The following is a 20029-nucleotide window of genomic DNA, read 5'->3' as shown; positions in this document are numbered from 1 at the left end:
AGAATGGTGTGTCTTCCTGACCAGCGTTCATCCATGTCCCAGCGTGAATGGGTGGCTGCGGCCATCCGCAAGATCGACGCCGATTTCAACCGTTCGGCCGATACCCACCTGATTCCGATGGACCTGCCCGGGTTCGAGGGCATCGACCTCTATTTCAAGGACGAGTCCAGCCACCCGACCGGCAGCCTCAAACATCGCCTGGCACGCTCGTTGTTCCTGTATGCACTGGCCAATGGCTGGCTGCGTGAGGGGCGCCCCGTGATCGAGGCCTCCAGCGGCTCCACGGCTGTGTCCGAGGCGTATTTCGCGCGGCTGCTGGGCCTGCCGTTCATTGCGGTGATGCCGGCCACCACCTCCCCGGAAAAAATCGCGGCGATCGAGTTCCACGGGGGCCGCTGCCATCTGGTGGAGCGCGCCTGCGACCTGAACGCCGATTCGGAAACGCTGGCCCGCGAAACCGGCGGCCATTTCATGGACCAGTTCACGTACGCCGAGCGCGCGACCGACTGGCGCGCCAACAACAATATCGCCGAATCAATCTTCAAGCAGATGGCCGAGGAGCCGCATCCGGTACCCGAGTGGATCGTGTGCAGCCCGGGCACCGGCGGCACGGCGGCCACGCTGGGCCGCTACGTGAGCTACCGCCGCCATGACACCCGCATCCTGTGCGCGGACCCGGAAATCTCCGTGTTCTATGATGGCTACTGCGCTGCGCTGGCCGGGCAACCCTGGCGTGAGCTGACCTGCAGCGGCGGTTCGCGGGTGGAAGGCATCGGCCGGCCGCGGGTGGAATCGAGCTTCATTCCGACCAGCGTCGATGCGATGGTCAAAGTGCCCGATGCGCTGAGCCTGGCCGCGATGCGCCACGTCAGCCGCCAACTGGGGCGCCGCGTGGGCGGCTCCACCGGCACCAACTTCATCGGCGTGCTGCAGGCCGCGCAGCTGATGCGCGATGCGGGCCGCAGCGGCTCGATCGTGACCATCCTGTGTGACAGCGGTGACCGCTACGCACACAGCTACTACAACCCGGAGTGGTACCCGAAACAGGCCATCGACGTGGACGGCGCCGATGCGGTGCTTGCGGCCGCGGTGGCGGGCAAGGGGCTGCCGGTGCTGCCGTGCGTCTCGCTGGAAGCGCTGTACTGAGCGGGGCGCCCGGGCGGGCGTGAACCGGGCCCATCGGCGTACCCCGGGGGCTTGTGTGGGGTGGGGGGCAATGCCATATCGTGGGGCGATGCCGCTGCAGCGGCCCCGTTGTCTGGAGATGCCTGTGACCCCCACCAATCCTCTGCTCGATTTTTCCGGCCTGCCGCGTTTCGATGCGATCCAGCCCGAGCACATCGCCCCGGCAATCGATGCCCTGCTGGCCGACGCCGAAGCCGCGGTGAAAACCGCCGAAACGGTCTCCCCGGTGACCTGGGCGAGCTTCGCCGAGCCGCTGGATGACGCCACCGAGCGCCTGTGGCGCGCGTGGGGCCAGGTGGGCCACCTGCAGGCCGTGGTCAACACCCCGGCGCTGCGCGAGGCCTACAACGCCAACCTGCCCAAGGTGACGCGCTTCGGCAGCGCGCTGGGCCAGAACCTGGCGCTCTACCAGCAGTACCGTGCCCTGGCCGACGCGCCCGAAGCGGCGCAGTACGACGCGGCACGCCGCAAAGTGCTGGAGAACGCGCTGCGCGATTTCCGCCTGGGCGGTGCTGAACTCGATGACGCCGGCAAGGCGCGGTACAGCGCGATCCGCGAGGAGCTGTCCGCGCTGTCGGCGACGTTCTCGCAGAACGTGCTCGATGCGACCGATGCCTGGTCGCTGCACGTGCAGGACCCCGCCGAGCTCGCCGGCCTGCCGGACGATGTGATCGCCGCGGCCCGCGCTGCCGCGGAGAAGGAGGGCCTGGCCGGCTGGAAGCTGACCCTGCAGATGCCGTGCTACATCCCGGTGCAGACCTACGCCGAACATCGCCCGCTGCGCGAAGCGCTGTACCGCGCCAATGCGATCCGCGCGTCTGAATTCGGCGATGCCACGCTGGACAACAGCGGCAACATCGATCGCGTACTGGCGCTGCGCGCGGAGCTGGCCACGCTGCTGGGCTTTGCCAACTACGCCGAGTACTCGATCGCCACCAAGATGGCCGAGGATGCGCCGCAGGTACTGGGCTTCCTGCGTGATCTTGCCGCGCGTGCCAAGCCGTACGCGCAGCGCGACCGTGCCGAGCTGGAGGCCTTCGCGCGCGACGAGCTGGGCATGGGCGCGCTGGAGGCGTGGGACCTGGCGTTTGCCGCGGAGAAACTGAAACAGGCGCGTTACAGCTATTCCGAGCAGGACGTGAAGCAGTACTTCACCGAGCCGAAGGTGCTGGACGGCCTGTTCAGTGTGATCCGCAGCCTGTATGGCCTGGCGGTGCAGCCGGACAGCGCGCCGGTGTGGCACCCGGATGTGCGCTTCTTCCGCGTGGTCGATGCGCAGGGCGCGCTGGTCGGCCAGTTCTATCTGGATCTGTACGCGCGCGAAGGCAAGCGCGGTGGCGCGTGGATGGACGATTGCCGCAACCGCCGCGAGACCGCCGCCGGCGTGCAGACGCCGCTGGTGTACCTGGTCTGCAACTTCGGCAAGGGTGCACAAGGGCAGCCGGCCACCTTCAGCCACAGCGATGTGACCACGCTGTTCCATGAGATGGGGCACGGCCTGCATCAGTTGCTGACCCGCATCGGTGAGCTGGGCGTGGCCGGCATCAACGGGGTGGAGTGGGACGCGGTGGAACTGCCGAGCCAGTTCATGGAGAACTTCTGCTGGGAATGGGACCGCGTGCAGGCGATGACCGCACACGTGGCCACCGGCGAGCCGCTGCCGCGTGCGCTGTTCGATCGCATGCTGGCCGCACGCAATTTCCAGAGCGGCATGTTTACCGTTCGCCAGCTGGAATTCGCGCTGTTCGACATGCAGCTGCACAGCGAGTTCGATCCGACCCAGGACAGCGTGCAGGCGCTGTTGGAACGCGTCCGCGATGAAGTGGCCGTCAACCGGCCGCCGGCGTGGAATCGCTTCCCCAACCAGTTCAGCCACATTTTTGCCGGTGGCTATGCGGCCGGCTACTACAGCTACAAATGGGCCGAGGTGCTCAGCGCCGATGCCTACGCCGCGTTCGAGGAGGCCCCGGACAACGTGACCGAGACCGGCCAGCGCTTCCGCGATGAAGTGCTCTCACGGGGCGGCAGCCGCAGTGCGGCCGAGAACTTCGCCGCCTTCCGTGGCCGCGCGCCGACAGTGGACGCGCTGCTGCGGCATAACGGGATGGTGTGACCCCGGTTACGGTAGTGCCGGCCGCTGGCCGGCTCTGCACCCTGCCCACGGGTGGGGTGTCATGCAGCGTGAGGAGCCGGCCAGCGGCCGGCACTACCCGGCAGCGGGATCGCGTGTGCTACCGCGGCACGTTGATCACTCCGCGTAGATCATCTTCCGGCTCATGCCGCCGTCGACGATGTGGTCCTGGCCGGTGATGAAGCCGGCCAGGTCCGAGAGCAGGAAGACCGCCAGTGCGCCGATGTCCGGCGGCTGGCCAACGCGGCCGACCGGGTGCTGCGCATGATCGCGACGGGACAGTTTGGGCGTGCGTCGCCGTGAGGGCGCCTGCCAGGCATCGGTGGTGATCCAGCCGGGGCTGATGCTGTTGACCCGCACGGCCGACCCTTCGCTCAACGCCAATGCATGGGTGAAGGCGACCAGCCCGCCCTTGGCCGCGGCGTAGGCTTCACTGTCCGGTTCGGACTGCCAGGCACGCGTGGAGGCGATGTTGATGATCGCCCCGGCATGCTCGCGCAGGGCGGGCAGGGCATGCTTGCTGCACAGGAAGGCGCCCTGCAGGCTGGAGAGGCGGCGTTGCCACTCGGCCAGAGGCATCTGCGCCAGGGGCGTGCCATGGGCACTGGCGATGCCGGCATTGTTGACCAGGCCATCCATGCGCCCGAAGCGCTTCAGCGTCGCCTTCACCAGTGCCTGCACGCTGCGTTCGCTGGCCACGTCCGCGCGTTGGAACGCCGCGCGCTCCGGCAGCGCCCACTCCTTCAGGCAGGCCTTGCCGGCATCGGCATCCAGGTCGGCGATCATCACGCTGCCGCCCGCGCCGAGCACCGATTGCGCGATGCCGCGGCCCACGCCCTGCGCACCCCCGGTGATCACCACCACGCGGTCGCGCAGCGGCTGTGCCGGCCAGTCGAGGAGGGTCGGGGTCAATGACACGGCGGCATCTCGTTGCGGCCCAGCAGGCGCGTCCAGCCTTCGATGCCGAGTTTGTCCAGCGTCTCGATGTTGCGCTCCACGATCACGTCCGGATCCGGGAAGGCCGCGACCGCGCGCTCGACGCTGTCTTCGCGCAGCAGGTGCAGGGTCGGGTAGGGCGCGCGGTTGGTGTAATTGCTCACGTCATCCGGGGCCACGCCGGCGAACTGGTACTGCGGATGGAAGCTGGCCACCTGCAGGATGCCCTGCAGATCCAGTGCCTCGATCGCTGCATCGGCGTTGTCGAGGAAGTCGTTGTACTCCAGGAAATCGGTCAGCACGTCCGGGTGCACGATCAGGGTGGTGTCGATCTGCTCGGCCGGGGTGTCGCGCAGCAGGATCAGCTCTTCGGCCAGTTCCTCGACCAGCGCCTCCGGCGTGGTCGCATCGCTGAGCACGAACCGCACCTGGTCCTTGACGTACACCGCCTTGGCGAACGGGCACAGGTTCAGGCCGATCACGATCTGCTCCAGCCATTTCCGGGTCTCGGCAATGGGGTCGCGGGTGGCAGTGAGGAAGGCATCGTTCATGGCGGGCGGGGTCGCTGGCGGGGCCGTTGATTGTACGGCGCGCCGGTGAAGTGGACGCCCGATCGGCTCCACTGTCCATTAACTGGACACCGGTCATGCTGGAAATTCCTTATCCGGCAATCACTTGCAGTGATCCATCCAGCGGCCAATAGGCAGTGGCCGGCTGCGGGTATCCAATGGCCGGGTACACGACGCAAGGAGTTCTCAGTGATGGCAACACACGCATTCCTGCCGACGGCCACGTGGTCCGGCAAGCTGTTCGATGGCCAGTGGGCCGCGGGTGCCGGCACCCAGGACGTGGTCGAGCCGGCGACCGGCGAGCGCCTGGGCGAGATCGCGATGGCCGACCCGGCACAGATCGCGCGCGCCGCCGCCACCGCCGCCAAGGCGCAGCGCGACTGGGCCAGCGCCCCGTATGACACCCGCGCGCAGGTGCTGCGCCGCGCGGCGCAGTTGGCCGAAGAACACAACGACGAGATCGTGCAGTGGCTGGTCCGCGAAAGCGGCTCCACCCAGCTCAAGGCCGGTTTCGAGGCCAAGGTGAACACCAAGGCGCTGCATGAAGCAGCGGCACTGCCCTCGCGCAGCATCGGCGAGGTACTGCCGTCCGAACCGGGCCGTTTGAACCTGGCGCGCCGCCGCCCACTCGGCGTGGTCGGCGTGATCTCGCCGTTCAACTTCCCGCTGTACCTGGCCATGCGTGCGGTGGCCCCGGCGCTGGCGCTGGGCAACGCGGTGGTGCTCAAGCCCGATCCGCGCACCGCCGTGTGCGGTGGCTTCGTGATCGCGCGCCTGTTCGAACTGGCCGGGCTGCCGGCGGGCCTGCTGCACGTGCTGCCGGGTGATGGCGCCGCCGGTGCGGCGCTGACCAGTGACCCGAGCATCGCGATGATCCAGTTCACCGGCTCCACCGGCGCGGGGCGCAAGGTCGGCGAAGCGGCCGGCAAGCACTTGAAGAAGGTATCGCTGGAACTGGGCGGCAAGAACTCGCTGATCGTGCTCGACGATGCCGACATGGACCTGGCCATCGCCAACACCGCGTGGGGCGTCTACCTGCACCAGGGCCAGATCTGCATGGCCACCGGCCGCGTGCTGGTCCAGCGCAGCATCCATGCGCGGTTCCTGGAAAAGCTGGTGGCCAAGGCCAAGTCGCTCAAGGTCGGCAATCCGGCCGATGGGGAGGTGGCGATCGGGCCGCTGATCAACGCCCAGCAGCGTGACCATGCCGCGCGCATCGTTGCCGAAGCGCAGGCGGCTGGCGCCACGCTCGCGACCGGCGGTGGGTACAAGGACCTGTTCTTCGAACCGACCGTGCTCAGCGATGTGAGCCGCGACAACCCGGCCTTCCACGAAGAGATCTTCGCACCGGTCGCGGTGGTCGTGCCCTTCGATACCGATGATGAGGCGGTTGAGCTGGCCAACGACAGCGAGTACGGCCTGTCGATGGCGATCGTGTCGAGCAATGTCGGCCGCGCACTGAAGCTGGGCGAACGGCTGCGCACCGGCCTGCTGCACATCAACGACCAGACCGTGAACGATGAGGTGATCAATCCGTTCGGTGGCGTCGGCGCCTCCGGCAATGGCACCAGCATCGGTGGCCCGTCCAACATCGACGAGTTCACTCAATGGCAGTGGATGACCGTCAAGGGCGAAGCGCCCGCCTACCCGATCTGATCCAGGAGACCCTCATGACCGCAACAGCAGAACTGCGCGACATCACCGTGGCCGTGGTGCGCGAAAAAGAACAGCCTTTCACGATCGAGAAGGCGCGCATCCGTGGGCCGCAGGACGATGAAGTGCTGGTGCGCGTGGTCGCCACCGGCCTGTGCCATACCGACCTGATCGTGCGCGACCAGTACTATCCTGTGCCGCTGCCGGCGGTGCTCGGCCATGAAGGTGCAGGCATCGTCGAAGCACTCGGCCCGGGCGTGAAAGACCTCAAGGTTGGCGACCATGTCGTGCTGACCTACGGCGCCTGCGGCCACTGCAATCCCTGCAGCGGCGGCCACGGCGCGTACTGCAAGGACTTCTTCGGCCTGAACTTCGGTGGCGGTGCACTGGACGGTTCCACCGCGATCCAGGACCCGGACGGCAAGCCGCTGCACGATCACTTCTTCGCACAGTCTTCGTTCGCCACCTACGCACTGAGCCGCGAAAACAACGCGATCAAGGTGCCTGACGATGCGCCGATCGAACTGCTCGGCCCGCTCGGCTGCGGCATCCAGACCGGTGCCGGTGCGGTGATCAACTCGCTCAAGGTCACCGCCGGCAGCAGCTTCGCCAGCTTCGGTGCCGGCGCGGTCGGCCTGAGCGCGGTGATGGCCGCGCGCGTGGCCGGTGCGACCACGATCATCGCCATCGACGTGGTGCCGTCGCGCCTGGAACTGGCCAAGGAACTCGGCGCCACCCATGTGATCAACAGCCGCGAGGTCGACGTCGTCGACGCCGTGCGCGAGATCACCGGCGGCGGGGCCAACTTCGCCCTGGAATCCACCGGGCGCCCGGACGTGCTGGCACAGGGCATCGAGGCGCTTGGGGGGCTGGGCGTGATCGGCGTGGTCGGCGCCCCGAAGCTGGGCACCAAGGCCGAGTTCGACGTCAACAATCTGCTGCTGGGCGGGCGCAGCATCCGCGGCATCGTTGAAGGCGACAGCGTGCCGAAGGTGTTCATCCCGCAGCTGGTGCAGCTGTACCAGCAGGGCCGCTTCCCGTTCGACAAACTGGTGAAGTTCTACCCGCTGGACCAGATCAACCAGGCCGCCGAGGACAGCACCCGCGGCGTGACCCTCAAGCCGATCCTGACCATCGGCGGGTGAAACGCTCCGTCGCAGGCATGCGTGCCTGCGACGACGCAGCAGTCAGCTTTGCCGGAGTAGGCTGTCGGTCCGAGGTGGAGATCGACCGATGGCCGCGATGGTTCTGGAACAGCAGCAGGTATTGGCCGCCGCCCGTCAGCGCTTTGCCGAGGGCGGCGCGCTGATGGACAGCGTGGTCAGCCCGCCGGTACTGCGCTCATGGGAGCGTTCGCGCCAAGCCGGCGTACAGCCGCGGCAGGCGCCGTACTACGCGCCCCTTGCCGCGGGCGCCGCCCGCCTGGACGACCCGGCCGACCGCCGCCTCGCACGCTGCGTGCGCGAGGACATGGACCACCTCTGGGCCGCCTTCGGTGGCCGCCAATGGACCCTGTTCTGCGTCAACGCCGAGGGCCTGGTTGTCGCCCAGCGCGAACATGGCCTGGCCGACGTGCCGGTGCTGCGTCCGATCCAGATCGGCCGCCGCCTGCGCGAGATCGACATCGGCACCACGGCACCGGCCTGCAGCCTGGCCGAAGACGCGCCCGCGCTTGTGCGCGGCAACGAACACTACCTGGATCGCTTCGCCGCCGTGTTTTGCCTGAGCGTGCCGCTGCATGGGCTGGATGGTGAAGTGCTGGGGGCCCTGGACATCACCGGCACCGGCGAGCGCGATGCCGAGCTGCTGCACGGCTACTTCCGCCAGGCCGCTCTCTCGGCCGAAAACCGGCTGATGCAGGACCACCGCCCCTGTCATCTGCTGGCCGTCCAGCACGACGCCCGCTGGCTGCACTCCCCCCTGCAGGGGCTGTTGGCCATCGAAGAAGACGGACGCGTCCGCGCCGCCAACCGCGTGGCCCGCCGCCTGTTCGGACTCCCGCGCCGCGGGCCCTTGCCGATCCTCACCCTGCACGGCCTGTTTGCCGGCGCCAGCGCCCATCAGCGCCGCCGCCTCCTGCAGACCGGCCCGGCCCACCGGGTCCGCCTGGACGAAGACACGGCCGTGCATGTCCAGTACCTGCGCGGACCACTCGCACCGCACGCCAGCCGCAAGCTCGCCGCACAGCCCGTCAACGCCGCCAATGCCTCGCTGCGTGCGCAGAACACGCAGCACGTCCGCGACACCGTGGACGCCCACCAGGGCAACGTCAGTGCCGCCGCGCGCCAGCTCGGCATCTCACGCACCACCCTGTACAAGCTGATTCGCGCGTAGTGATCCGCGCCCGGCGGTACACACGCCGGAAGCCGCACCTTTTCGATCTGCGCAACGAGGTTGCCGGCCAGCGGCCGGCACTACCGATGGGATATCGCCTGGTCGCCGGCAGGGGCGGGCACGACCGCTTTGCCCGCCCATCCGCCGACGCAGCACACCAGCAATGAATCGCCAGCGCTCTTCGCTACAGCCCTTCGGCCAAGATCAATCGCGGAAATTATCGAACTGCAGCGGAACCTCGAAGGTCTCCTTCCGCAGCAGCGCCATCGCATCCTGCAGATCATCGCGCTTCTTGCCCGTCACCCGCAGCTTGTCGCCATTGATCTGGCTGTCCACCTTCAACTTGGCCTCCTTGATCTTCGCCGCGATCTTCTTGGCCACCTTCTGCTCGATGCCCTGCTTGACCGTGATCTTCTGCCGCGCACCGGCCAGATTCGTCTCGATATCCCCGAACTCCAGGCACGCCGCATCGATCTTCCGCGCGATCAAGCGCTGGCGCAGGATGTCCGTCATCTGCTGCAACTGGAAATCGCTCGGCGCGGACTGGTTGATCACGCCGTCCTCCAGCACGAACTTGGCGTCCACCCCCTTGAAATCGAAGCGAGTGGACAACTCGCGGTTGGCCTGATCGACCGCGTTGGTCAGCTCGTGGGTGTCGACTTCGGAAACAACGTCAAAAGAGGGCATCGGAAAACTCCAGCGGGTGAATACCCCATTCTACCAACCCACCATGGACGGCCCGGCCAACCCGGCGATAATGGGTCATGAACACGCAACGCTCCCCCACCCGCGCCGTCGCCTGGATGCTCATGGCCGTGGCCTGCTTCTCGCTGATGGATGCCGGCATGAAGCAGCTGTCGGCCAGCTATCCCACCCTGCAGGTGACCTTCCTGCGCGGCGCGGCGTCGCTGCCGTTCGTGCTGGTCTGGGTGCTGGCCACGGCCGGCCCGCGCTCGCTGGTGCCCAGGCGCTGGGGCCTGCACCTGCTGCGCGGCGTGCTCGGCATGGCGATGATCGGCTGCTTCGTCTACGCGCTGCGCAGCCTGCCGCTGTCCACCGCCTACACCATCTACTTCGTCGCCCCGCTGCTGATCGCCGCGCTCTCGGTACCGCTGCTCGGCGAGCACGTCGGCCCGCGCCGCTGGATCGCCATCGGCATCGGCCTGATCGGCGTGCTGGTGGTGCTGCGCCCCGGCGGTGGCGGGATCATCTCCTTCCCCGGCCTGATGGTGCTGCTCGCGGCCACCGCCTATGCCCTGGCCGCGATCACGGTCAGCATGCTGACCCGGACCGATACCCCGCAGTCGATGGTGGTGTGGTTCCTGGTGATCATGGCCGTCGGCGCCGGCCTGCTCGCGATCCCGGACTGGCAGCCGCTGCAGCTGGGCCACGCGGCCCTGATCGCGGGCATGGGGCTGGCCGGGGCAGGGGGGCAGGTCGCCCTGACCCGGGCCTTCCAGCTGGGCGAAGCCTCGATGATCGCGCCGCTGGAATACACCGGGCTGGTCTGGGTGATCGGCTGGGACCTGTTGTTCTGGGGCGTGCTGCCCGACCAGGTGACCTGGCTGGGCGCGGCCATCATCGTGGCCTCGGGCCTGTACCTGCTGCACCGCGAGCGGGTCCGCCGGGTCGAGCCGCCCAGGCCGCTGGATCATCCCTGAGCCCGGCCGGCGCCCGCCAGGCCGACCGGATCACGTTCCCTTAGAACCAAACGGAATATCATTCCGCGCAACCGCACGGGCCAGGGCCGCCCCGCGCTGGTAGGCTGCACGCCCCCTCCCGTCGATGCCCCGGTTGACCGCGAAGTGATCGAGTTCCAGCGCCTGCACAAATCCTATGCCGTCGGCGGCCGCGCGATTGCCGCGCTGCAGCCGCTGGACCTGACCATCGAGGCCGGCGAAGTGTTCGGCATCATCGGCCATTCCGGCGCGGGCAAATCGACCCTGATCCGCCTGATCAACCGGCTGGAGGAGCCCACCGGTGGCCGCCTGCTGATCAATGGCGAAGACGTCACCGCGCTCGACGCCGAGGGGCTGCGCGTGCTGCGCCGGAAGATCGGCATGATCTTCCAGCACTTCAACCTGCTGTCCTCGCGCACCGTGGCGGCCAATGTCGCCTTCCCGCTGGAGCTGGCCGGCACGCCGCGCGCGGAGATCGATGCGCGCGTGGACGAACTGCTGCACACGGTCGGCCTGGAAGCGCACGCCAACAAATACCCGGCGCAGCTGTCCGGCGGCCAGAAGCAGCGCGTCGGCATCGCCCGCGCGCTGGCCACCCGCCCGCAGATCCTGCTGTGCGATGAGGCCACCAGCGCGCTGGACCCGCAGACCACCGCCTCGGTGCTCAAGCTGCTGGGCAGGATCAACCGCGAGCTGGGCCTGACCATCGTGCTGATCACCCACGAGATGGACGTGATCCGCCGTGTCTGCGACCGCGTGGCCGTGCTCGATGCCGGCCACCTGGTCGAAACCGGCCCGGTCACCGAGGTGTTCCTGCACCCGCAGCACCCGACCACCCGCCGCTTCGTCAGCGAGTCCGAGCAGGTGGACGAGGGCGAGCTGCACAAGGATTTCGAGGCGGTGGCCGGTCGCATCGTGCGCCTGACCTTCCTCGGCGCCGATACCTATGAACCGCTGCTGGGGCGCATCGCGCGCGAGACCGGCGTGGACTACAACATCCTGTCCGGTCGCATCGACCGGATCAAGGACACCCCGTATGGGCAGCTGACCGTGTCGCTGGTCGGGGGCGACGTACAGGCCGCCCAGGCGGGCTTCGTTGCCGCCGGTGTCCATCTTGAGGAGCTGCGCCGATGATCCTGGCCACCGCAGGCGGGTTCTTCCGCCACCTCGACGCCGGCAAATGGGCCGATATCGGCCAGGCCACGTTGGATACCCTGCTGATGCTCGGCGGCTCGCTGCCGCTGACGCTGCTGATCGGCCTGCCGCTGGGCGTGCTGCTGTTCCTGACCGGCTCGCCGCAGCTGCACCGCAAGCCGGTGCTGTACGGTTCGCTCGCGCTGCTGGTGAACCTGCTGCGCTCGGTGCCCTTCATCATCCTGATGATCGTGCTGATCCCGCTCACGCTGTGGATGATGGGCACCTCGCTGGGCGTCCGTGGCGCGATCGTGCCGCTGGTGATCGGCGCGGCGCCGTTCTATGCACGCCTGGTCGAGACCGCGCTGCGCGAAGTGGACCGCGGCGTGATCGAGGCGACCCAGGGGATGGGCGCCACCACCTGGCAGCTGGTCACCCGGGTGCTGCTGCCCGAAGCGCGGCCGGGCCTGATTGCCGGTGCCACCGTCACGGTGATTGCGCTGATCGGCTTCACCGCGATGGGCGGTGCGATCGGCTCGGGCGGCCTGGGCGACCTGGCGTTCCGCGATGGCTACCAGCGCTCGCACACCGACGTGGCCCTGGTCACCGTGGTGCTGCTGCTGGTGCTGGTGCAGATCCTGCAGATGATCGGCGACCGCCTGGTCTCGCACTACAGCCGGAAATAACCGGTCGGTACGCCATGCCCAGCGGCGACCGGGCATGGTTTCAGAGTGTGCCGCCCATGGGAGTGCCGGGGCGGCAGCACGCGTTGGTTCTATTGATCAGGTGATCGACCAACGCAGCATTGCGTGACGGACAGCTGTGTTATATTCCGTTTGGCGTAATACGCTGTGCGGAATGATTTAGTCCTTCCGATGCCGCCACACGCTCGCGCTGTTTGCGGGGAGATGCCCGCGCCAATTCCGTGCGTTCCAGTCACTGGCCGAGCGCAAGCTGCAGATGCTGGATGCTGCACAGACCCTGCAGTTCCTGCGGTGCCCGCCCGGAAATCGGCTCGAAGCGCTGTACGGTGATCGACGCGGGCAGCACAGCATCGGTATCAACGCGCAGTGGCGGTTGTGTTTTGTCTGGACCGACAACGGTCCGCGTGATGTCGAGATCGTCGATTACCACTGAGGTGCCATCCATGAGCCGCCCCATCAACAATCTCAGGGCCGTCCATCCGGGCGAAATCCTGCGCGAGGAGTTTCTGCTGCCGCTGCAGCTGAGCATCACCGCGCTGGCACGGGCCTTGGATGTGCCGCCGACGCGATTGCACGCCATCGTGCATGAAACCCGTGGCGTAACGGCCGATACCGCAGTGCGCCTGGCGCGTCATTTCGGCGGGGACGCCGCGTCGTGGCTGGCCCTCCAGGCCGAGTACGATCTGAAGACGCTGCCGACCCGTCAGGAAATCGAGCGCAGGGTGCAGCCGCGCGAGGCGGCCTGAGCGCCGCCCTTACCGGACGTTCGGCACTTCAAAGCCCAGCCGGTCCACCTGCTCGGGGTGCTGCGGCACGCGCTTGAGCTTGTCGGTGTTGACCCCGTAATCGTCACGCAGGCGGGTGGCGAGCTCCTTGTAGAGCTCCTTGTCCATGTCCGGCTGGCGCGCGAAGATCCAGGCCATCTCGCGGCCCGGGTAACCCAGCATCGCCCACGAATAGTCCGGCGCGACTTCCAGCACGCGGGTGTGGGTCGGCACGATCTTGTAGAACCAGGTGCGCCAGTTGTGGTTGCCGCTCTTCTCGTCCACCGAGGCGCGGACGGTCAGTTCCTGCTGCGGTTCGGAGAAGCCGTCGCGGTAGCGGTATCTGATCGACACCTTCTGGTCTCCGCGCAGGCGGAACTCATTGACGCTGGCGACGTGGCCGCGCTCGATCGGGTTCGGCACGCGGCCGATCACGTACCAGGTGCCCATGAACCGCTGCAGGTCGATCGGCGCCGCGGCGCTGTCGACCGCGACCGGCGTCGGCGCGGGGTCCGGTTTGGTCTCATGACGGAACGCACAGGCTGACAGCAACGCCAGCGAGGAGACCAACAGGACAGCGCGAAGCGGGCGGTTCGAAGACATGCGGCGGGTGGCTCCAGTGGCTGGCAGGGGCATGGTGGGTGGGACAGCAGAGAACGTCAATGGCGGCGCGGCGGTTGCGTGACCGATTCATGCAGCCTCGGCGCCGGAGGTCCTTGCTGCCGCGGCCGACCGACAAGGTCGCAGCCGGTGAGATGGCCGCGCGGCAAGGTGACGCATCACTTTCGCACGGAGCTGTGTCATGACCCTGTCGTCTTCCCCGCGTTCGTCCGACCGTCCCGATCCGCGCGTGCTGCGCTGCGTCAGGCAGGCCGCCCTGGCCGGGGTCGCCCTGGTCCTGGTCTGGCCCGCCGCACGGGGCCACAGCGAGTGGGTCGGCTGGCTGCCGCTGTGGCTGGTCGGCATGCCCCTGGTGGCCTGGTGGAGCCTGCATCGCTTCCGCCTGCCGCTGCCGGGCCTGCTCACCCGGACCGCCCGCCGCCGTCGTGGGCCGCAGGCGCGGCGCCGCGGTCGCCCGCTGCCGCGACCGGCCCGGCCTGACCTTCGACACGTGAGCCGCAGCCAGACGGTGTGATAGCGTCCCAAGGCTATGAATGCCTGGAGCTGCAATGTCACGATTCGCTTCCGCCTGCCTGGTGGCAGGTCTGATCTCCGCCGGTGCGGCGGGAACCGCCATGGCCGCTGACGCCCCCGCGGACAAGTACGCCTGGCTTGAAGATGTCACCGGCGACAAGCCGCTGGCCTGGGTCAAAGCGCAGAACGCCTCGTCCGAAGGCCGTCTGGCCTCGACTCCGGCGTTCAAGCAGATGGAGACCAGCATCCGCGAGGTGCTCGATTCGGACGCCAAGATTCCCGGCGTACAGAAGATCGGCGATTACTACTACAACTTCTGGAAGGACAAGCAGCACGAGCGCGGCCTGTGGCGCCGCACCACGCTGGCCGAGTACCGCAAGGCCTCGCCGCAGTGGGAAACCGTGCTGGATCTGGATGCGCTGAACAAGGCCGAGGGCGAAAACTGGGTCTGGCACGGCGCCGACTGCCTGCGCCCGGACTATTCGCGCTGCCTGATCGCGCTCTCGCGCGGCGGCGCCGACGCCGACGTCACCCGCGAGTTCGACCTGGCCAACAAGACCTGGATCAAGGACGGCTTCTTCCGCCCCGAGTCCAAAGGTGGCCTGAACTGGATCGACCGCGACACGGTCTTCGTCTACACCGATTTCGGCACCGGCACGATGACCACTTCCGGTTACCCGCGGGTGGCCAAGCTGTGGAAGCGTGGCACGCCGATGGCTTCGGCTTCGGTGGTCTATGAAGGCAAGCCCGATGACATGTACATCGCGGCCATGCACGACGATACCCCCGGTTACGAGCGCAACCTGGTCAGCCGCACGCTGGCCTTCTACAACAACGAGATCTTCCTGCGCGCCGACGACGGCACGCTGACCAGGATCGATGCGCCGAACTCGGCGGAGAAGGGCCTGCGCAAGCAGTGGCTGACCCTGGAGCTGCGCGAGCCGTGGACCGTGGGCGGCAAGACCTATGCGGCCGGTTCGCTGCTGGCCACCAGGCTGGACGATTACCTCGCCGGCAAGCGTGACTTCGACGTGCTGTTCGCCCCGACCGACACCACCTCGCTGGCCGGCACCAGCTGGACGAAGAACCACCTGGTCCTGAACGTGCTGGACGACGTCAAGAGCCGCCTGAGCGTGCTGACCCCCACCGACAGTGGCTGGAAGACGAGTGCCTTCACCGGCGCGCCGTCGTTCGGCACCGTGGCTGTCAGCGCGGTGGATGCCGACGACAGCGATGCGGTGTGGATGACCGTCACCGATTACCTGACCCCGACCACCCTGGCCATCGCCGAGATCGGCAAGCAGCCTGAAGTGCTCAAGACCATGCCGGCGTTCTTCGATGCCGATGGCAAGGTGATCGAGCAGCACTTCGCCACCAGCAAGGATGGCACCCGCGTGCCGTACTTCGTGGTGCACCGCAAGGACATGAAGCTGGACGGTTCCAACCCGACCCTGCTGTACGGCTATGGCGGCTTCGAGATCTCGCTGACCCCGTCCTACTCCGGTGGCATGGGCCGCGCATGGCTGGAGAAGGGCGGCGTGTACGTGGTCGCCAACATCCGTGGCGGTGGCGAGTACGGCCCGCGCTGGCACCAGGCGGCGCTCAAGCAGAACCGGCACAAGGCCTATGAAGACATGGCCGCGGTCGCCCGCGACCTGGCCAGCCGCAAGATCACCTCGGCCAAGCACCTGGGCGTGCAGGGCGGCAGCAACGGCGGCCTGCTCACCGGCAACATGCTGACCCAGTACCCGGAACTGTTCGGGGCGGTGGTGATCCAGGTGCCACTGCTGGACATGAAGCGCTACAGCCACCTGCTGGCCGGCGCCTCGTGGATGGCCGAATACGGCAATCCGGACACGGCCGATTGGGAGTTCATCAAGACCTTCTCGCCGTACCACCTGTTCGATGCGAAGAAGACGTACCCGCCGGTGCTGTTCACCACCTCCACGCGCGATGACCGCGTGCATCCGGCACACGCCCGCAAGATGGCGGCCATGATGATCGACGCCGGCAAGGACGTGACCTACTACGAGAACATCGAAGGTGGCCACGGCGGCGCGGCGAACAACGCGCAGGCCGCGCACATGTCGGCTTTGGCCTACAGCTTCCTGTGGGAGCAGCTCTCCAAGTAAGCTCGGGTTGCTCGACGGCCAGGGGCAGTCGAGCAGCCGGCAGGGAGTGAGCCTGCCGCAGACGTTGTAGCCCCCTGGAGCGGACTCCGGGTGGTGGGGCGTCAGGTTGGCTCCACCCCATTTTCAGCGCCACGCAGCGATGCGTGGCGTTTTTTTTCAGGGGTCGCTCAACGCACCCACGTCTCCAGCCCACGCGCGATCCGCCGCACCGCCTCTTCCAGGCGTGGCACTTCCTGCGTGTAGGCCAGCCGCACGTGCGCGTTGGCGCGGTGGTGCCCGAAGTCCAGGCCCGGGGTGAACGCGACATGCTCGGTTTCCAGGAAATGCGCACAGAAGGCCTGCGCATCCCCGGTGAACGCACTCACGTCGGCGTAGAGATAGAACGCGCCTTCCGGTTCCACTTCGATCCGGAAGCCGAGCGCCCGCAGCGCCGGCAGCAGGTAATCGCGGCGCTCGCGGAATGCCGCGCGGCGCTGCTCGAAAATCGCGATCGACTCCGGCTCGAAACATGCCAGCGCCGCATGCTGGGCGATGCTGGAGGCGCTGATGTACAGATTCTGCGCCAGCTTCTCCAGCTCCTTCACCGCCTGCGGCGGCGCGACCAGCCAGCCCAGTCGCCAGCCGGTCATCCCGTAATACTTGGAGAAGCTGTTGAGCACGAAGGCGTCATCGTCGACCTGCAGCACGCTGGCCGCGTCCATCCCGTAGGTGAGGCCGTGGTAGATCTCATCCACCACCAGGTGCCCGCCGCGCGACTTCAGTGATTGCGACAGCGCGTCCAGCTGCGCAGCGGAAAGCACGGTTCCGGTCGGGTTGGCCGGAGAGGCGACCAGGGCGCCGACACTCTCGGCATTCCATTGCCGTGCCACCAGTTCCGGCGTGAGCTGGTACGCCGTTTCCGGGCCGACCGGTACCAGCTGCGCGGCCCCTTCCACCAGGCGCAGGAAGTGCCGGTTGCACGGGTAGCCCGGATCGGCCAGCAACCAGTGCTTGCCGGGATCGACCAGCAGGCTGCTGGCCAGCAGCAATGCGCCCGAGCCACCCGGGGTGACCAGGATCCGCTGGGGGTCGATCTGCACCTGGTAGCGGTCCTGGTAGAACCCGGCAATCGCCTCGCGCAGGGCGGGCAGCCCGCGGGCGGCGGTATAGCGCGTGTGCCCGGCCGCCAGTGCCGCCTGGCCGGCGCGCACGATCGGGGCGGCGGTGGTGAAGTCCGGCTCGCCGATCTCCAGGTGGATCACATCGTGGCCGGCCTGCTCCAGCGCCTGCGCGCGGGCCAGCAGCGACATCACGTGGAAGGGTTCGATTTCCTGGCTGCGGCGGCTGTAGCCGGTGCCGGTCGGGGGCGTGCGGGAAGTATCCATGGCCTGATGATAGGCGCAGTGACCAACGACAGGCTTGCTGCTGGCCCACCCGGCGGCACAGACTGCACGGACACGGACGCCATTGCATTCCCCCGCCAGGAGCCTTATCTCGTGAAACCCGCCCTTTGTTTACTGGTTGCCAGCCTCATGACCTCCAACGTGCACGCCGCCCCCGCGCTGACCCCGCCCGACGCCGAGAAGCACCCGCACACGGTGAAGGCTCCCTTTGGCGCGACCCGCAGCGACGATTACTACTGGCTGCGCGACGACAAGCGCGAAAACACGAAGATGCTGGCCTACCTGAATGCGGAGAACGCCTACACCGACCAGGTGGTGGCCCCGCTCAAGCCGCTGGAAGACACCCTGTACAAGGAGATCGTCGCCCGCATCAAGCAGGACGATGCCAGCGTGCCCTCGCGTGACCGCGGTTACTGGTATTACACCCGCTTCGAAACCGGCAAGGACTACCCGATCCAGGCGCGCCGCAAGGGCAGCATGGAGGCGCCGGAAGAAATCCTGCTCGACATCAACACGATGGCCGAGGGCAAGGGCTACTTCAACGTGGGCGATGCCGATGTCAGCCAGGACAACCACCTGCTGGCCTGGGCCGAAGACGACGTCGGCCGCCGCCAGTACGTGATCCGCTTCAAGGACCTGCGCACCGGTGAGGTGCTGCCGGATCGCATCGAGAACGTCTCGCCCAATGTGGTCTGGGCCGATGACAACCGCACCCTGTTCTATGTCGAGAATGATCCGGAAACCCTGCTCACCGTGCGCGTCAAGAAGCACGTGCTGGGCACCCCGGCCAGCAGCGACGTGCTCGTGTATGAAGAGAAGGACGACAGCTTCTACATGGGCGTGGGCCGCACCCGCGATGATCGTTTCCTGACCATCGAGCTGCACAGCACGGTGAGCTCGGAAACGCGCTACGCCCCGGCTGCCGACCCGCAGGCGTTCAAGGTACTGGCGCCGCGTGCGCGCGATGTGGAATACGACGCCGACCACTTCAACGGCCGTTGGGTGATCCGCACCAACGCGGCGGACGCGAAGAACTTCAAGATCGTCACCGCGCCCAGCGATGCCACCGCGCGCAGCCAATGGAAGGACTGGGTCGCGCACGATGACGCCGTGCTGATCGAAGGCTTCGAACTGTTCGACGGCTTCACCGCGATCGCCGAGCGCTCCAATGGCCTGGAACGCGTGCGCCTGCTGTTCCCGGATGGCCGCCAGGATTACGTCAGGGCGGATGAGCCCGCCTACTCGATGGGGTTGGCCGCCAACAGCGAGCATGACACCCCGTGGCTGCGTTACGCCTACACCTCGCTGACCACGCCGACCACCACCTACGAGCTCAATACCGTCACCGGTGAGCGTCGCCAGCTCAAGCAGCAGCCGGTGATCGGCTATGACCCGTCGCAGTACACCACCGAGCGTGTATGGGTGACGGCCCGCGATGGCGTCAAGGTGCCGGTGTCGCTGGTCTACCGCAACGGTTTCAAGAAGGACGGCACCGGCGCGCTGTACCAGTACGCCTACGGCAGCTACGGCATGTCGATGGATCCGGGCTTCAACCAGACCGTGGTCAGCCTGCTGGATCGCGGCGTGGTGTATGCCATCGCCCACATCCGCGGCGGCCAGGAAATGGGCCGTGCGTGGTATGAGGACGGCAAGCTGCTCAAGAAGCAGAACACCTTCAACGATTTCGTCGATGTCACCCGTGAGCTGGTCCGCCAGGGCTATGCGGCCAAGGACCGCGTCGCCGCCTCCGGTGGCAGCGCCGGTGGCCTGCTGATGGGCGCGGTCGCCAACCAGGCACCGCAGGACTACCGCGTGATGGTCGCCCAGGTGCCGTTCGTGGATGTGGTCACCACCATGCTCGATGCCAGCATCCCGCTGACGACCAACGAGTACGACGAGTGGGGCAACCCCGAGCAGCGCGAGTACTACGACTACATGCTGAAGTACTCGCCGTACGACAACGTCGCCAAGCAGGCCTATCCGGCCCTGTATGTCGGCACCGGGCTGTGGGATTCGCAGGTGCAGTACTGGGAGCCGGCCAAGTGGGTGGCCAAGTTGCGCGATGACAACACCGGTCACTTCCCGATCGTCTTCCGCACCAACATGGAAGCCGGCCACGGTGGAAAGTCCGGCCGCTTCCAGCGCTATCACGAGCTGGCCGAGTCGTATGCGTTCGTGCTCGACCAGCTGGGCGTGACCCGGACCCCGTAATGGCAGCCGCCGGCCGCCGGAGGACGACGATGGCTGCTGCCCGGCCAAGGATCGTCAACCGCTCCGGTAGTGCCGGCCGCT

The 20029-nt window shown here is 67.4% G+C and carries 18 protein-coding genes; 13 read left to right on the top strand and 5 right to left on the bottom strand.

Going from position 1 to position 20029, the window contains the following annotated elements; all coding sequences use genetic code 11:
- Positions 1 to 33 precede the first annotated feature (33 nt).
- Together BIZ42_RS07050 and BIZ42_RS07045 are read left to right on the top strand one after the other, a co-directional pair.
- Positions 34 to 1146: a PLP-dependent cysteine synthase family protein gene (locus BIZ42_RS07050; protein WP_019183654.1), complete on the top strand. Its 1113-nt coding sequence runs from the start codon at positions 34 to 36 to the stop codon at positions 1144 to 1146.
- Positions 1147 to 1264: 118 nt separating this feature from the next.
- Positions 1265 to 3298 carry a M3 family metallopeptidase gene (locus BIZ42_RS07045; RefSeq protein WP_070425980.1) on the top strand — a complete coding sequence of 678 codons (2034 nt, stop codon included), beginning with the start codon at positions 1265 to 1267 and terminating at the stop codon, positions 3296 to 3298.
- A 135-nt stretch (positions 3299 to 3433) separates the two neighbouring features.
- On the opposite strand, the gene BIZ42_RS07040 is transcribed toward BIZ42_RS07045, so the two are convergent.
- Positions 3434 to 4234 (bottom strand): SDR family oxidoreductase, encoded by an 801-nt coding sequence (locus tag BIZ42_RS07040; protein ID WP_070425979.1) that lies wholly within the window; start codon positions 4232 to 4234, stop codon positions 3434 to 3436.
- On the bottom strand, positions 4225 to 4803 hold the full coding sequence (locus tag BIZ42_RS07035) for a DUF1415 domain-containing protein (RefSeq protein WP_026069847.1): 579 nt from the start codon (positions 4801 to 4803) through the stop codon (positions 4225 to 4227). Before BIZ42_RS07035 ends, BIZ42_RS07040 begins: the two co-directional genes overlap by 10 nt.
- A gap of 210 nt (positions 4804 to 5013) precedes the next feature.
- Here BIZ42_RS07035 and BIZ42_RS07030 point away from each other — a divergent pair, with 210 nt between their 5' ends.
- The 3 genes from BIZ42_RS07030 to BIZ42_RS07020 all read left to right on the top strand — a co-directional run bounded on the left by BIZ42_RS07030 (position 5014) and on the right by BIZ42_RS07020 (position 8808).
- Entirely contained in the window at positions 5014 to 6477 is a 1464-nt protein-coding gene (locus BIZ42_RS07030) for a benzaldehyde dehydrogenase (protein WP_172838041.1), read from the top strand.
- 14 nt (positions 6478 to 6491) lie between these two features.
- The gene (locus BIZ42_RS07025; RefSeq protein ID WP_070425977.1) at positions 6492 to 7619 is read left to right on the top strand and encodes an NAD(P)-dependent alcohol dehydrogenase; all 1128 of its coding nucleotides are present in this window, start codon (positions 6492 to 6494) and stop codon (positions 7617 to 7619) included.
- Positions 7620 to 7707: 88 nt separating this feature from the next.
- On the top strand, positions 7708 to 8808 hold the full coding sequence (locus BIZ42_RS07020; protein ID WP_070425976.1) for a helix-turn-helix domain-containing protein: 1101 nt from the start codon (positions 7708 to 7710) through the stop codon (positions 8806 to 8808).
- 204 nt (positions 8809 to 9012) lie between these two features.
- Here the strand turns inward: BIZ42_RS07020 and BIZ42_RS07015 are convergent, their stop codons facing one another.
- A complete protein-coding gene (locus BIZ42_RS07015) occupies positions 9013 to 9495 on the bottom strand; it encodes a YajQ family cyclic di-GMP-binding protein (RefSeq protein ID WP_046273152.1) in 483 nt (160 codons plus the stop codon).
- A 77-nt stretch (positions 9496 to 9572) separates the two neighbouring features.
- On the opposite strand from BIZ42_RS07015, the gene BIZ42_RS07010 reads away from it, so the two are divergent.
- From BIZ42_RS07010 to BIZ42_RS06995, 5 genes are all read left to right on the top strand, one after another.
- Positions 9573 to 10469 carry a DMT family transporter gene (locus tag BIZ42_RS07010; RefSeq protein WP_070425975.1) on the top strand — a complete coding sequence of 299 codons (897 nt, stop codon included), beginning with the start codon at positions 9573 to 9575 and terminating at the stop codon, positions 10467 to 10469.
- A gap of 144 nt (positions 10470 to 10613) precedes the next feature.
- The gene (locus BIZ42_RS07005; protein ID WP_019183663.1) at positions 10614 to 11621 is read left to right on the top strand and encodes a methionine ABC transporter ATP-binding protein; all 1008 of its coding nucleotides are present in this window, start codon (positions 10614 to 10616) and stop codon (positions 11619 to 11621) included.
- Positions 11618 to 12307 (top strand): methionine ABC transporter permease, encoded by a 690-nt coding sequence (locus tag BIZ42_RS07000; RefSeq protein ID WP_070425974.1) that lies wholly within the window; start codon positions 11618 to 11620, stop codon positions 12305 to 12307. Before BIZ42_RS07005 ends, BIZ42_RS07000 begins: the two co-directional genes overlap by 4 nt.
- Before the next feature lie 208 nt (positions 12308 to 12515).
- On the top strand, positions 12516 to 12758 hold the full coding sequence (locus BIZ42_RS19765; protein WP_237393590.1) for a type II toxin-antitoxin system RelE/ParE family toxin: 243 nt from the start codon (positions 12516 to 12518) through the stop codon (positions 12756 to 12758).
- Positions 12759 to 12768: 10 nt separating this feature from the next.
- Positions 12769 to 13071, top strand: coding sequence for a HigA family addiction module antitoxin (locus BIZ42_RS06995; RefSeq protein ID WP_019183666.1), 303 nt, complete (start codon positions 12769 to 12771; stop codon positions 13069 to 13071).
- Positions 13072 to 13080: 9 nt separating this feature from the next.
- Here the strand turns inward: BIZ42_RS06995 and BIZ42_RS06990 are convergent, their stop codons facing one another.
- Complete coding sequence (locus tag BIZ42_RS06990) at positions 13081 to 13692, bottom strand: lipocalin family protein (protein ID WP_019183667.1); 612 nt, start codon at positions 13690 to 13692, stop codon at positions 13081 to 13083.
- A 205-nt stretch (positions 13693 to 13897) separates the two neighbouring features.
- Between BIZ42_RS06990 and BIZ42_RS06985 the strand changes: the two genes are divergently transcribed.
- Positions 13898 to 14224, top strand: coding sequence for a hypothetical protein (locus BIZ42_RS06985; protein WP_083279926.1), 327 nt, complete (start codon positions 13898 to 13900; stop codon positions 14222 to 14224).
- A gap of 34 nt (positions 14225 to 14258) precedes the next feature.
- On the top strand, positions 14259 to 16355 hold the full coding sequence (locus BIZ42_RS06980; protein ID WP_070425972.1) for a prolyl oligopeptidase family serine peptidase: 2097 nt from the start codon (positions 14259 to 14261) through the stop codon (positions 16353 to 16355).
- A 167-nt stretch (positions 16356 to 16522) separates the two neighbouring features.
- Here the strand turns inward: BIZ42_RS06980 and BIZ42_RS06975 are convergent, their stop codons facing one another.
- Entirely contained in the window at positions 16523 to 17719 is a 1197-nt protein-coding gene (locus BIZ42_RS06975) for a pyridoxal phosphate-dependent aminotransferase (RefSeq protein ID WP_019183670.1), read from the bottom strand.
- 111 nt (positions 17720 to 17830) lie between these two features.
- Here BIZ42_RS06975 and BIZ42_RS06970 point away from each other — a divergent pair, with 111 nt between their 5' ends.
- The gene (locus BIZ42_RS06970; protein WP_070425971.1) at positions 17831 to 19948 is read left to right on the top strand and encodes a S9 family peptidase; all 2118 of its coding nucleotides are present in this window, start codon (positions 17831 to 17833) and stop codon (positions 19946 to 19948) included.
- Positions 19949 to 20029: the final 81 nt, after the last annotated feature.

It is taken from the genome of Stenotrophomonas sp. LM091 (assembly GCF_001806305.1).
Taxonomy (GTDB): Bacteria; Pseudomonadota; Gammaproteobacteria; order Xanthomonadales; family Xanthomonadaceae; genus Stenotrophomonas; species Stenotrophomonas bentonitica_A.
The sequence above is the reverse complement of the archived record's forward strand: the minus strand, read 5'-3'. Positions and strand labels throughout refer to the sequence as shown.